The sequence below is a fragment of the Arthrobacter sp. 01T419 genome, assembly GCF_056398865.1.
Map to the genome: position 1 here is coordinate 1 of NZ_JBFTQF010000003.1, position 13709 is coordinate 13709.

15 protein-coding genes are annotated in these 13709 nt (G+C 63.8%); all 15 read right to left on the bottom strand.

What is annotated here, in order from left to right:
• Positions 1-512 precede the first annotated feature (512 nt).
• Positions 513-1961, bottom strand: a complete 1449-nt coding sequence (locus AC1DLO_RS05940; RefSeq protein WP_476888774.1) for an MDR family MFS transporter — start codon at positions 1959-1961, stop codon at positions 513-515.
• Between the two features lie 128 nt (positions 1962-2089).
• Positions 2090-2992, bottom strand: coding sequence for a pantoate--beta-alanine ligase (gene panC / locus AC1DLO_RS05945; protein ID WP_476888775.1), 903 nt, complete (start codon positions 2990-2992; stop codon positions 2090-2092).
• A gap of 2 nt (positions 2993-2994) precedes the next feature.
• On the bottom strand, positions 2995-3945 hold the full coding sequence (locus tag AC1DLO_RS05950; protein ID WP_476888776.1) for a Rossmann-like and DUF2520 domain-containing protein: 951 nt from the start codon (positions 3943-3945) through the stop codon (positions 2995-2997).
• Entirely contained in the window at positions 3938-5440 is a 1503-nt protein-coding gene (locus AC1DLO_RS05955; RefSeq protein ID WP_476888777.1) for a PH domain-containing protein, read from the bottom strand. Before AC1DLO_RS05955 ends, AC1DLO_RS05950 begins: the two co-directional genes overlap by 8 nt.
• Complete coding sequence (locus AC1DLO_RS05960; protein WP_476888778.1) at positions 5437-5949, bottom strand: PH domain-containing protein; 513 nt, start codon at positions 5947-5949, stop codon at positions 5437-5439. The genes AC1DLO_RS05955 and AC1DLO_RS05960 overlap by 4 nt, the downstream gene beginning before the upstream one ends.
• The gene (locus AC1DLO_RS05965; RefSeq protein WP_184741177.1) at positions 5930-6451 is read right to left on the bottom strand and encodes a DUF3180 domain-containing protein; all 522 of its coding nucleotides are present in this window, start codon (positions 6449-6451) and stop codon (positions 5930-5932) included. The genes AC1DLO_RS05960 and AC1DLO_RS05965 overlap by 20 nt, the downstream gene beginning before the upstream one ends.
• Before the next feature lie 3 nt (positions 6452-6454).
• Complete coding sequence (gene folK, locus AC1DLO_RS05970; protein ID WP_476888779.1) at positions 6455-6994, bottom strand: 2-amino-4-hydroxy-6-hydroxymethyldihydropteridine diphosphokinase; 540 nt, start codon at positions 6992-6994, stop codon at positions 6455-6457.
• Positions 6991-7350, bottom strand: a complete 360-nt coding sequence (gene folB, locus AC1DLO_RS05975) for a dihydroneopterin aldolase (RefSeq protein WP_476888780.1) — start codon at positions 7348-7350, stop codon at positions 6991-6993. The genes folK and folB overlap by 4 nt, the downstream gene beginning before the upstream one ends.
• Positions 7351-7379: 29 nt before the next feature.
• Positions 7380-8285 (bottom strand): dihydropteroate synthase, encoded by a 906-nt coding sequence (folP, locus tag AC1DLO_RS05980; protein WP_184741180.1) that lies wholly within the window; start codon positions 8283-8285, stop codon positions 7380-7382.
• An 8-nt stretch (positions 8286-8293) separates the two neighbouring features.
• Positions 8294-8965, bottom strand: a complete 672-nt coding sequence (folE, locus tag AC1DLO_RS05985; protein WP_476914429.1) for a GTP cyclohydrolase I FolE — start codon at positions 8963-8965, stop codon at positions 8294-8296.
• A gap of 10 nt (positions 8966-8975) precedes the next feature.
• Positions 8976-11045 (bottom strand): ATP-dependent zinc metalloprotease FtsH, encoded by a 2070-nt coding sequence (ftsH, locus tag AC1DLO_RS05990; RefSeq protein WP_184741182.1) that lies wholly within the window; start codon positions 11043-11045, stop codon positions 8976-8978.
• Positions 11046-11213: 168 nt separating this feature from the next.
• Positions 11214-11762 carry a hypothetical protein gene (locus AC1DLO_RS05995; RefSeq protein ID WP_476888781.1) on the bottom strand — a complete coding sequence of 183 codons (549 nt, stop codon included), beginning with the start codon at positions 11760-11762 and terminating at the stop codon, positions 11214-11216.
• Complete coding sequence (locus AC1DLO_RS06000) at positions 11762-12490, bottom strand: hypothetical protein (RefSeq protein WP_476888782.1); 729 nt, start codon at positions 12488-12490, stop codon at positions 11762-11764. Before AC1DLO_RS06000 ends, AC1DLO_RS05995 begins: the two co-directional genes overlap by 1 nt.
• A complete protein-coding gene (locus AC1DLO_RS06005; protein WP_476888783.1) occupies positions 12487-13068 on the bottom strand; it encodes a signal peptidase I in 582 nt (193 codons plus the stop codon). The genes AC1DLO_RS06000 and AC1DLO_RS06005 overlap by 4 nt, the downstream gene beginning before the upstream one ends.
• On the bottom strand, positions 13065-13700 hold the full coding sequence (locus tag AC1DLO_RS06010) for a SipW-dependent-type signal peptide-containing protein (RefSeq protein WP_476888784.1): 636 nt from the start codon (positions 13698-13700) through the stop codon (positions 13065-13067). The genes AC1DLO_RS06005 and AC1DLO_RS06010 overlap by 4 nt, the downstream gene beginning before the upstream one ends.
• Positions 13701-13709 lie beyond the last annotated feature (9 nt).

Below are 13709 nucleotides of genomic sequence, written 5' to 3' on the forward strand. Positions count from 1 at the left end.
CCTCCCGGCACAACTCCCGAACCCGGGAACCACGCCGGACAAAACACCATCCGGGACCCCCGGAAACCGCACCGGAACACACAAAAGCGAACCAAGAACTGGTTTCCATTTGAAAGGGAGTCTGTCGCAATTTTTCCGCACCAGCGGCGGCGACTCGAACTACTCTACACACCACCAAGACCCCACGCAAATTCACCCAGATGTCACCTCCCGCGCCCCGAAACTCCCTAAAACACGCCGATTTCGGGCCCGGCGCCACCAGATTGAAGCCCTTTCGGACCGCAAACCACAAACATGCTGTGCGTCACATGAATCCCGGGCTTCACCGCCGCCAAGGGCGGACGGCGTCAGACCCCACCATGACGCACACCGCCGCCACAGCGGCACAGGGCAGCGCACCAAACCGCCACCCGGCAAAACGGCGCCGCATCACGGAAGGTGATGCGGCGCCGTCGAACTCTAGCGGCCGTCGAACTCTAGCAAGCATCGAACCAGGCAAATAGGCAAGCGATCTAATGCCCCGCTGCTCCCTCGGTCTTACGCATCATGGCAGAAAGCACCACGGCAACCACCGCAATAAAGGTGGCCGTCAGGAAGGCGGCCTGCATTCCGGCCACAAAACCGGACGCGGCGGACACCACGGCGAAGATCGAGACCAGGAGGGCTGTACCTGCGGCGCCGGCTACCTGCTGGAGCGTGCTCATGATGGCCGAGCCATGCGAGTAGAGGTGCGGCGGGAGCGGGTTGAGGCCCGTGGTGAACGCGGGCGTGAACAGCAAGGCCAGTCCCAAGCTGAGCACCGCGTAAAGGACGACGACCCACCACAACGGGCTGCCCGCCGTAAGCATCGAGAACTGCCAGAGAGTAAGGACCAGCAGCACCGAACCCGTCACGGTCAGAGGGAGCGGACCGACTTTGTCGAACAGCCTGCCGACCACCGGGCCGAGCAAGCCCATCGCCAAGCCTCCCGGAAGGAGTGCCAGGCCCGTCTCCATCGGCTGCAAGTGGAGGACGTTCTGGAGGTAGAGCGGAAGCAGGATCACGCCGCCAAAGAGGGCCATCATGGCAACCACCATGAGGAGGACTGACACCGTGAACATGCGGAAGTTGAAAGCCCTCAGGTCAAGCAGAGGAGCGTCGGACTTCTGCAACTTGAGCTGGCGGAAAACGAAGACCACCATGCACAAGACGCCCATCACCAGTGCAGCAATCGGCAAGGCCGTTGCACCGCTGTGGCCACCGATCTGGCTCAGTCCATAGACCAGGCCACCGAAGGCCGGGACGGTCAGGACCACTGAGGCGAAGTCCAGCTTCACATTGCCCCGTTCGCCCACGTTGGTCAGGAATCGGGCACCGATGGCCATCGCCAGCAAAGCGACGGGCAGCACGAAGACGAACATGAATCGCCACGAGAGGTGGTCCAGGATGATGCCGGAAACCGTGGGGCCCAAAGCCGGCGCAACCGAGATCGCGATGGTTACGTTGCCCATCACCGCTCCGCGGCGGGACAGGGGAACGAGCGTCAAGATGGTGGTCATCAGCAGCGGCAACATGATTGCCGTGCCACCCGCCTGGACGATTCGCGCCAAGAGGAGCACGCCGAACCCCGGGGCCAGGGCCGCGAGCAGTGTGCCACCGCTGAAGAGTCCGATCGCAAGGAGGAACGCAGCTCGAGTGGTGAGCCGCTGGAGGATGAAACCCGTGGTGGGTATGACCACGGCCATGGTCAGCATGAATCCCGTGGAGAGCCATTGGACCGTGGGTGCGTCAACGTTGAGGTCCGTCATGAGCCGCTGCAAGGCAACGTTCATGATGGTCTCGTTGAGGATCACCACGAAGGTGGCGACCAGAAGCGTGACGATAACGGTGACAGACTCCCGCGACATCTTGTCGCGGGCTTGTTGTGTCCCCGTTCCCGGCACGGGGTTGCCGTGCGCGTCTGACGTGACATCGGTAGACATGAGGATCCCTCAGCTTTGGGTGCGGTGGTATCCGGCGCTCGGCGCCGGTGAAGACTGCAACAGTCTAAGCCTCAACGGCATTCCCGTCAGCAGTTAATCCAAACGTTTGTGAGCCGACAACCGGAAGTTCAGGAATTCAGCGGCACGTTGTCGATCAACCGCACAGGTCCTACCTTCGCCGCGATGATCGCGAGCGCTTCTCCCCGGAACGGAGTGTCCTGGCAGTTTTCGGCGAGCGGTTCCAGCGTGCGGGGATCGACGACGTCGAAATAGTCCAGCTTCACGAGGGGCTGCGATTCAACGAGTGCGACGGCGGAGTCAAGCCCCAGCGGTTCGTTCGCCAGCGCGCGGGACTCAAGAAGGCGAAGGGCCCGGGACAGCACCAACGCCGCCTCCTGTTCTTCGTCGGAAAGGAAACGGTTCCGGCTGGAAAGCGCCAGTCCTTCCGCATTGCGCACGGTGGGCACTGCCACGATGTCCACCGGAAAACTGAGATCCGCTACCATCCGCTTCACGAGAGCCAACTGCTGGGCGTCTTTCTGGCCGAAGTACGCGCGGTACGCGGCAGCACCGCCGTCGACGGCTGGACCCCCGGGCAGGCCGTAGTGCAGCAGTTTGGCGACGACGGTGAGGGCGCCGTCGAAATGGCCGGGACGCGAGGCGCCTTCCCATTTCTCGCCGAGCGGCCCCGACGTCACACGGACCAGGGGCTCGCCACCGGGGTAGACCTCGTCAACTGAAGGGGCGAAGACGAGGTCCACGCCCTCGGCGTCGAGGAGTGCCATATCCGCATCAAGGGTGCGCGGGTAGCGTTCAAGATCCGCGGCCTCTCCGAATTGCAAGGGATTCACGAAGATGGAGGCCACCACGACGTCGTTCTGTTCGACGGCGGTGCGGGCCAGCGCTGCATGCCCGGTGTGCAAAGCGCCCATGGTAGGGACGAGGCCTTGCGAGCGGCCGCGCTTTTCTGCGAGCAACCGAGCGCTTTCGTTCCGCAGTTCCGATGCGGTGGTCACAAGTTTGATGGCCATTCTCAGTTTCCTTCCTGCATCCCGGCAGCGTCGCTGCCTGGACGGTCTTCGCCGATGTCGGGCGTACTTGAGCCTTCCAAGGCGTTGTTGATCTCGCCGAGCTGGCCTTCCTTGAGCAGTCCACGGTTGACCGCTCGACGGGCAGTGGCCCGGGCCATGGCCTGGTAAGCGGCAAGGACATCGCCGCCGGCACCGGCGTCGTACTCCTTGAGGGCCTCGGTGTGAGCGGACACTGTTCCCACGTCTCCGCGGGCCACGGGCCCGGTCAACGCCGACTCGCCTGAGGCGAGCGCGTTCTCCAAGGTGGCGCGCAGCAAGGGGCCGAGCATTCGCTCGGGGGTATCGACGCCGATCTCGCGCAGCAGCTGGGAGGCCTGTGCAACGAGCGTGACCATATGGTTTGAACTGTGGGCAAGCGCTGCGTGGTAGAGCGTGCGATCGGCCTCGGCGATGGCCACCGGTTCGGCGCCCATCTCCACCACGAGGGCCTGGGCGATGGGCAACATGGCGGCGTCGGCAGTAACGCCGAACGTGCAGTCCATGAGCCGGGTCAGGTCCAGGCTCATGCCCGTGAACGTCATGGCAGGGTGGAGGGCGAGTGGAATGGCACCGGCGGCGCGGACCGGCTTCAGTATTCCGACGCCGAAGCGGCCGGAAGTGTGCGCTACCAGTTGTCCGGGCTGCCACGCTCCGAGCTTCGCCAGTCCTTCCACGAGTTCGCCGAGGGCGTCGTCCGGGACGGCCAGCAGCACCAACTCTGCCCGTTCCACAATGTCCTGGATGTCCAGGACGGGGACCCCGGGAAGCAACGTTTCCGCCCGCTCCCGGCTCGCCTCCGAGACCGCGGAAACCCCGACGACGGCGTGTTCGGCTGCGCGCAAAGCCGCACCCAGGACGGCACCCACTTTGCCGGCGCCAATAATTCCAACGCCGAGTCGTCCTGGCCTAGCCATGGTGTGGTTCCTCCTGATTTGGTACGTGCTGTACTGCGACCGTGTTTGGCGGGGCTGGGAGCACCGGCAACGCCGCGGGCGGAAGCTGGGCCAGCCATTGCTCACTGCTCTGAAGCTTGCGAGCCGCCCGGGCACGGGCCGCCTGCTGGTCGAACAAGCCGACTGCTTCGTCGGTGGCTGCCTGGATGAGCCTGGGTGCCACCGGCCCGGGGGTCGTGTGGAGTACGAGGTCGGCCACACCGAACAGCCGGGCCAACGGGCCTTGGTGGAGGGCCATGGACTGTGTCCGCTGATGTGGAACCACTACCAACTTCCGCCACCAACGCCCGGAGCGCAGCAGCAAGGCCGTGTCCGTGGCAAGGAAACCGTTTCGTCGCCAGCCCAACGGGGAAAGAATCCAGGCACGCCTCGGCGTGGTGATGAAACCGGCGTCGGAATCCAGGCCAGTCAAGCCGGCCGTGAACACACGTTCCGGGTCGGCGATCCCGGGATCGGGCAGGACGAGCGAGAGCATCATCATCACTTCGAACTTCCGGCCAACGGGAAGCAGCATGGTGCGGTGCTCGGCTTCGCTGCGGTGGTGTTCACCGTAGCCGGCGACGTTGACGTGGATCCGATACCAGCCAAGGATGCGCCATAACGGGGGCTGCGTGACCTTGACCGCTTGGATCCGGCCCGGCGGCACGGTCTGGGCCTGGGTATCCAGGAGCCCGTAACGCAGGCGGATTCCGTCTGGGGAAATCGCCGCCGTGAAGTTGTAGCCCTTGTTGAACGAGCGCCAGTAAGCCGTACCCAGGCCGAGGATCGCCGGAATCAAGTAGAGGATGAACGCCCGGGACTCGGTCAGCACGGAAATCATCACGGACGCGATGGCGCTGAGCACGATGAAGAAGCTCTGCTCGCTCAGGATCAGCGAACCGACAAGCCTTCCGGGCGGGAGGTAAAGCACCACCTGTTCAGGAGCCTCAGGTACCTCGACCGTCTCGCTCCCGTCAGCAATGCCGGCCGCGCGGCCCAGAATCGTGGCACGGAGTTGCTTGGCCTGCGCGAGCTTGAGGTAAGAGAGCCGCACGGCCGAGTGGCCGGCGTCGGCGACCTCGAACTTCAGCTCGGCGAGGCCGAAAATACGGGCAAGCAGGGGCTGCACGATGTCGATGGCCTGGACGCGGTCAAGCCGGGCCTGGCGCTGCTGTTTGAACAGGAAACCGGTGTTGACCCTGACGTAGCCTTCCGCAAGCTGATAGCGCGTGAAGTACCAGCTGAGGACGAAGGATCCCAAGGCCAGCAACAGCACGAGGGCTCCCCCGGCCAAGAGCCAGAGCGTGCGCTCGTTGAAATTGTCGCCAATGGTTCCGCGGCCCTGGAGTGCCCGTTCGAAGGTGTCGCGGCCAAAGAAATAAACGATCGCGGCGAGTGCCACCCATCCCCGTACGAACGGCGACGCCGGGTGCACACGGTGCCAGTCGCCGTCGACGGCGGTCTGATCCTGGGTCACAGCCCGGCCAGCCTCGCTTCACCGCGGGCCGAAAGCTGCTCGCGCAGCCGTGCGCCTTCAGCGGCAGGGAGTCCGGGCAAATGGGCATTGGTTCCGGCCGCGGCGGTGTGGAGTTTGAGGGTGCACAGCCCGAGAAGGCGTTCGACTGGTCCAACGGCAACATCGACGTACTGCATCCGGCCGTAAGGAACCACCATGGTCCGCTGGAAGAAGATGCCGCGGCGGATCAAGAGGTCGTCGTCGCGTTCTGCATAGCCGATGGCCCTCACCTGCCTCGGAATCAACACGAGCCTCCACAGGGCAAGCAGCAGAAAGGCCGCTGGGACGGCGATGGCGAACCACAGCGGCGGCCACTTCCACCACCCCAGTTGCACGAAGAGCAAGGGCAGACTGAAGACCGCGACCATGAACACGTTGCCAACGGCCCACTCGACGAGCCGCACGGTCACGTATTTGGGCGATACGCGCAGCCATTGGATACCAGGAGGGTCAATCGCCGCGGTATGCATACTCGCCTTCGCCCTTGGCCTCGCCGCGGCGCTTATCCTGGACGCCGGCGCCGCCTTCGAGATCTTCCGGGGGGATCCGGCAGAACCGTTCCACCACGATCCCGACAATGGTCATGATAAGCCCGCCGCCGCCCATGATCAGCGCAAGCCAGAAGATGCCCTGATCACTGCGGAGGCTCCAGATCCGGAGTTGCTCCAACACTATTCCCACGTGCCAGCCGAGCAGCACGGTGCCCGCGTAAGCGCAGGCTTGGGCCAGGAGCAGGGTTCGCGCGGCCAGGATGGGGTTGAGCATCGTCTTCTTCTTGCCGCTGCGCCAGCGCAGGACGCGGATGCCCATGATCAACGTGAGCACGACGATGACACCCATGGTCACCAAGGCGGAAGGAGGAAGTACCGGCGTCGCCATGCTGTATCGGGTGGTGAGCACGGACGCCAGCCAGCCAACTGCGGCGAGAACGACGGTGATGATCGCCAACAAGAGCGGACGCATGGCCTTCATGGGCTATTCCACCGCTCCAGCGGCAGCGACGCTGCCGGACCCGTCGAAACCATCGAACGGTCGAAGCCCGGGAAAGTCCTCGGCTTTGGCGGCCAGTTCGGCGACACTCTCGCCGTTGAGCCGCGCGGCAGGGTCCAGGAGGGCCCATGGATACAGCACGAAGGCGCGCTCCGCAGCCCGAGGATGTGGCAGGGTCAGGGTTTCGTCGTCGCTGGTGAGGTCCCCGTAAACGATGATGTCCACGTCCAACGTGCGCGGACCCCAGCGAACTTCGCGGACCCGATGGTGCTTTTGCTCGACGTCGTGGCAGTGCTGCAGCAGATCGAGCGGCGCAAGGGTGGTCTCAACGGCGATCACCATGTTGAGAAAGTCCGGCTGCCCCACGGGTCCGCCCACGGCCTTTGTCTGGACCACGGGAGAGACGCCAAGCAGGCGGATTTCCGGGCGGTCCACAAGGTCTGCGACGGCGGTGGACAGGGTATCGTTCCGCTCGCCCAGATTGCTGCCGAGGGCCAGGATGGCTTTCGTGAAACGGGAGGTCATGCACGCTCCCTGTGGACACTGACGGTGACATCGCCAAACGGCACTTCGATGGGAGCCTTGGGTTTGTGGACGGTTACATCGACGGCGGCGACGTTGAAGCCGGCCAAAATGCCATCGGCGATGCGCACCGCGAGGGCCTCGATCAGGTTGAGTGGCTCGCCTGTAATGAGGGACGTAATGTACTCGGCCACTTCGCCGTAGTGTGCCGTGTGCTGCAGGTCGTCGGTTTCCGCAGCCTTGCTGAAATCGGTATACAGGACCGCGTCAACGACGAACGGTTGTCCGTCCCGGCGCTCGAAGTCGAAGACGCCGTGATGCCCGACGGCGGTCACGCCGGTGAGTGTGATCTTGTCCAAACCGGTTCCTCCCCCTTTGCTCACGAAGCTTAGTGTCTGACGCGCGCGGCAACCTTGACAGCGTCAAGGCTGGGGCCGACGTCGTGGACTCGCACGGCCCACGCGCCGTTAGCAGCGCTGATTGCCGTGATGGCAGCCGTGGCATGGTCCCGTTCCTCCGGTGCCGCCGCCTTGCCGGCAACGGTCAGGAGCGTTCCGAGGAAGCGCTTGCGGGAAGCTCCTATCAGGACCCTGTGGCCAAGTTCATCAAGCTTGCCGATGTACTTGAGGAGTTGCCAGTTCTGGTCCTCGTCCTTGGAGAAGCCCAGGCCCGGATCCACAATGATCTGTTCCGGTGACACACCTGCCGCATAGAGCTTGTCGCGGACGCCCCTGAGCTCGTCGATGACCTCTTCCACCACATTGCCGTAGTCGGCAAGGCTGTTCATGGTCTCGGCGTCGCCCCGGCGATGCGTCAGGACATAGGGCACCTTGGAGCGTGCGACGAGCTCGGCCATCTCGGGTTCGATGCTCAACCCGGAAACGTCGTTGATGATCGCGGCCCCGGCGTCGACGGCCGCTGCGGCCGTCGACGCGTGCGTCGTGTCGATGCTGACGAGCGCTCCAGCCTTAACGAGGGCCTGGATCACCGGCAGGACGCGCCGCTGCTCTTCTTCGGGGGAGACAGGCTCGGCGCCCGGGCGGGTTGATTCGCCGCCGACGTCGATGATGTCCGCACCCGTGTACAACATGCGCAAGCCGTGCGCTATCGCCGTATCCGCCGTGGGGTGCTTACCGCCGTCGCTGAAGGAATCCGGAGTGACGTTGAGAATTCCCATGACAAGCGTACGATCGGCCGGCAGGTCCGCAAAGCGGGCGGCTGGACGGGGTTTGCGGAGGATAGGCAGTGGGCTGGTTGCCGGGCCTGTTCCCGGTGCTGCTGCGAGGGAATCCATGGTCTTTGTTACCTTCCGAGTATGAGGCTCATGGCTTCGGCGCGGGTGGCCGGGTCATGAAGTTGCCCGCGCACTGCGCTGGTGAYGGTCTTGGCGCCGGGCTTGCGGATGCCACGCATGGACATGCACATGTGTTCACATTCGATGACGACGATAGCTCCCCGGGGCTTGAGGTGGGTCACGAGCGCTTCGACGATCTGGGTGGTCAGGCGTTCCTGAACCTGGGGACGGCGGGCGTAAATGTCCACGAGGCGGGCCAGCTTGCTCAGGCCCGTCACTTTGCCATCGTGGGAAGGGATATACCCAACGTGCGCGACGCCGTGGAATGGTACCAAGTGGTGTTCGCACGTGGAGTAGAACGGGATGTCCTTGACCAACACGAGTTCCTCGTGGTCGAGGTCGAACGTCGTGGACAGAACATGCTCGGGATCCTGGTGCAGGCCCGCGAAGACCTCGGCATAAGCTTTGGCAACGCGCTTTGGCGTGTCCAGCAGTCCACCACGGTCCGGGTCCTCGCCCACCGCAATGAGGATCTCGCGGACAGCCGCCTCAATGCGCGGGCGGTCGACCTTGTGCGAGTGGTGTCCATGGCCGTGGCTGTCTGAGGATTTCCCCTCGCCCGAACCGCCGAAGGCATCACTTGCGGCACTGCTGAAGTCGTCGTCGTCGATGTGAGTCACAGCAGAAAGCTTAGCTGTGTTGCGAAACGTCGGTGCCCGCGTCAGGTCCGTGACCCGTGAATGACTCCTGGCTGCCGACGCCCTGAGGATGCGGCGGCTGTGCGTCCAGAGGTTCTTCGAGACGAGCATTCTTGGCTTGTTCTTGCGCCTCGCGCTCGGCCTTCTCCGCGCGGGACTCCACCGGCGGAATAGTCTGGACCGGACGGGATTCCTTGGAGAGCCATACCTCGCGGAAGTCCCGCTTCCGGATGTCCCGGAAGATGTAGGCGATCTCGGACTGATTCAGCGTTTCGCGCTCGAGCAGTTCGAGGGCCAACTGGTCCAGGACGTCGCGGTTCTCGGTCAGGATGGCATAGGCCTCGTCGTGGGCCTGGTCGATCAGGCGGCGCACTTCCTCGTCAACGATGTACGCCACGGAGTCCGAGTAATTGCGTTCCTGTGCCATGTCCCGGCCGAGGAACGGCTCACCGCCACCAACGCCAAGCTTCACGGCGCCGATGCGCTCACTCATACCGAACTGGGTGACCATCTTGCGGGCTGTTCCGGTGGCTTTTTCGATGTCGTTCGAGGCGCCCGTGGAGGGGTCATGGAAGACGATTTCCTCGGCGACGCGGCCACCCATGGCATAGGCCATCTGGTCAAGGAGTTCGTTGCGCGTGATCGAGTACTTGTCGTCCTCGGGGACCACCATGGTGTAGCCGAGGGCGCGGCCGCGGGGCAGGATGGTGATCTTGGTGACCGGTGCGGAATTTCGAAGGGCTGCCGCCACCAAAGCGTGGCCACCTTCGTGGTAAGCGGTGATCTTCCGCTCCATTTCCTTCATGACGCGGCTGCGCTTCTGAGGACCGGCCATGACGCGGTCGATTGCCTCGTCCAGTGCACGGTCGTCAATCAGGTTGGCATTGGACCGGGCAGTGAGGAGGGCGGCCTCATTGAGCACATTGGCGAGGTCTGCACCCGTGTAGCCAGGGGTCTTCTTGGCGACGCCCTTGAGGTCGACGCCGTGCGCCATCGGCTTGCCCTTGGCGTGGACATTCAGGATCTGTTCACGACCAACCAGGTCCGGGGCTTCCACGGTGATTTGCCGGTCAAAGCGCCCTGGCCGGAGCAAAGCGGGGTCCAAGACGTCCGGTCGGTTGGTCGCAGCGATCAAGATGACGTTGGTCTTGACGTCGAAGCCGTCCATTTCGACCAGGAGCTGGTTCAGGGTCTGCTCGCGTTCGTCGTTGCCGCCGCCTATGCCGGCACCGCGGTGACGGCCAACGGCGTCGATCTCGTCAACGAAAATGATGGCCGGCGCGTTGGCCTTCGCTTGCTCGAAGAGGTCCCGGACACGCGAAGCACCGACACCGACGAACATCTCCACGAAGTCCGAACCGGAGATGGAGAAGAATGGGACGCCGGCCTCACCAGCGACTGCGCGGGCCAGGAGGGTCTTGCCAGTGCCCGGAGGACCGTAGAGGAGCACGCCTTTGGGGATCTTTGCGCCGACTGCCTGGAACTTCGCTGGTTCCGCGAGGAATTCCTTGATTTCTTGGAGCTCTTCAACGGCTTCGTCCGCACCGGCGACATCCGAGAAGGTCACTTGTGGCATGTCCTTGTTGACGAGCTTGGCCTTCGACTTGCCGAACTGCATGACCTTGGAGCCGCCGCCTTGCATCCGCGAGAGCAGGAACCAGAAGAGGACGCCCAGAAGGAGCACCGGGACAAGGAGCGAGAACAGTCCGGAGAACCAGTTGTTCTCAACGGGCTGGTCAGTGAAGCCCTTGGCTGGCTGGGCGTTGGTGACAGCCTTGACGACGTCTCCGCCGCGAGGGGTGACATAGAAGAACTGGACGTTCTTGCCCTTATCCTGGCCGTCAATCACCAGGTTGTCTTTCAGCGTCAGATCAACGCGGTTCTCGGCGTCGTAGATCTTGGCTTGCTCTACTTTCCCGCTTTGGGCGAGAAGCGCAAGGCCCTTATCGGTGTCGATACGGGTTGATCCGCCGGGGGCAAGGGTTGCAAATGCCACCAGGAGCAAGCCGACTACGACAACAATCCAGATGCCCGGGCCCTTGAAGAAACTCTTAGCTTTCATCTGTTCGGGGGCTCCGCCCCGTCCCTCCTGGTAGTGCTGCACGGCGCAGCTTCTGCGCGCGTGTGGTGCTGCGTCAGTTTCTAGCTTTACACCGTTCGGAGTGATTCACGCATAGTAAGGGGCAAAAGTTCCCTCTAGGCGTACACAGACATGTACTTGTGCAAGCTCCTAGCTCACCGTGCACACCGGATTACTTCCGGCCAGTCCCATGGAAGCGTTTGCCGTGGCACGTGTGGAGACCCATCCCGTGCCGTCCTTCGTCTGCAGATAGACGCCGTATGTTCCGCCGAGCAATCCGCTCAGGACTCCCGATTTGAACTGCGTCGTGTACACCCCATTAACGGGGCCGGTGGTGGCCAGGCTGCTTCCCGGAGTCACGGCCGTCAGGTTTGAAAGCAATCCCCCGTTTGCTACGTAGTAATTGACGTTTGCCGGTACCCCATACCCTGTTCCCGCCGGGAATTGCCAGTTGACCGTGATCACCGGGTCGGTCCCGGCCGCGCCGGGGCTGAGTGTACAGGGGCTGATCATCACGGGAGGTGGAATGGTGGCCGCCTTCAGAGCGCCGGTGCCGAACTCTGAACTCGTCCAGCTCGCATCGCTTGCCGAGGTTCCGGCCGGAAGGCCCAGAAGGGCCGCCGCAACTCCGGCCACCGCGACGGCTGGCCTCAGGCCAGGAAAATGCGCGAAACCCCTTCGCCGTTCGGGTGTCTTCATCAGTCCTCACCCGGCCCACGGGCAGGCGTCGTGGCACCGGCTGCAACGGCTCGCGCAGGCCCAACGGCTCGCGCACTGGCGAGCCTCGACGCGAAGGCTCCCGCCAGGACGGCACCCAGGCCAAGTAGCGCAAAAATGCCCAAGCGGAATCCTGTGTCAGGGAGGCCGATCGCTGGAATGTCCTTCGCCGGCTCCGGCTCTCCGGCGGCATCTACGCGCGCGGCAATCCTCGTTGAAAGCCCTTGCACGCTGTTGCCGGCCGTGGGCGACAATGTGACGGTGAGCTGCAGTTCGACGCCGGCCGGGATCCCGCCGTCGGGATTTGCGAGACTGACCGTGCCCAAGTCACTGAGGGAAGAAAGCGTCGTCGCCGAAATGACAGTGTTTTCGCCAGACGGGCAGGCCCCTGACACCCACTCCGTGCGGCAGCTGCGTACGTCCACGGTGACAAGTCGCGCCAAGGAGTCCGGTACGGCAAGTTGCCCAAGCGCGCCCTCAGCCCGCAGCCGCATCCGCAAATCGTGCAGCGTCACCGCCCTGCTCGTCACCCCGATGCTCCATCTGCTGGTGGACCCGGGTACGAGGACAGCTGGCGGATTGTTGCCGCCGTGCGTCAATATCAAGTCCGGCCCGTCTGCCGTAGCGTATGCCGGTGCGGCGGCGAGCAGACCCAGCGACACCGCGCCGGCTGCCGCGGCAGAACGCAGGCGGCTCGCACGTCCAATCATGGACCCGCCTTGTGCCGCGCCCGACTGGAACTCCCCGGCCGGGCTCCCTCCGGCCTGGGCCACAGCGCCCAAGTCACCAAGGCAGCGACGCCAAGGGTAGTGCCGCCCAGCGCCCAAGGGTTCGATGCGCCGGCAACAACGTAGGCAATCCCCGGCACTGAATAGAGTACTGTGCGGACTTTGGAGACGGTGTAGGGTGCAGGATCCTCCACATGGTTGGCGTCGCCCTTGAGCGTGAGGACCGCCATGCCGCCGGCGATCATGCGCGAAGAAGTGACCCGGTGGGTGATGGGCAGCTGCCCTGGACGGTCCACCGTGACGACGTCTCCAATCCGGACCTCCGACACCGGGACTTCCCGCACGACCGCGAGCGATCCAGTAGGGATGGTGGGCGACATCGAGCCGGTCTTGAACATGATGAGCGTGATGTGGAAAAAGACGGCGGCCAGCGTCAGGAGAATACAGATCGCGCCGCCGATCGCTGCGAGGTTAAGGAGCGTCTCCCGTACGACGTCGGCTGGGCGCCTGCTATTGCTGCGTTTCCTCTGCGGTCTTGCCGGCGCCAGGCTTACAGTCATGAGTCCGAGGTCCCCTTGATTTCCCACGTGACATTGACATTCGTGCCTTGCAGGGCGTTGTCTGCGGACGCTTTCATGGTGATTTCGAAGCATAGCTGCGTGGGGCTGGCCAAGCTCGCGGCCACCGCGGTTGCTGCCCCGGAGGTGGTTAGCGGAACCTTCGAAGCCGACGAACCCACGATGTAGCTTGCCCCGGCGGTGAATTGGCTGGAATCGCATGTTCCCGACGAGTAGCGCACCACCCTGTAATCCAAGGCAGCTGCCAAGGAGGCATTGCCGGTAGTGGTGGCGCCTTGGAGTGCCAAGGACCCGGAAAGCGATCCAGCCGTGGTGCGGACCCAGATAGGGGCGTAATTGACTGATGTTGGTGACATTCCCGCGGGATTGAAGGCCAGGATCGCGGCTGAGCCGGCAGCAGGGTGCGCCAGCCAAGACCCCCCGGAATTGATGGAGGATTCGATCTGGAAGGAGCTGGCCGTGAAGGTTCCTGAAGCGAACTCGGAATCATTCCACGCGGCAAGGGTCAGACCACTTCCAACGCCCAGGACCAGTCCTCCGGCCAAGATGGCGCGCACACGGAGGAACGGCTGGCGGACCTTCCCTGGCTGACGAGCCGTCCTGCGTCCGGTCATGGTCGCTGA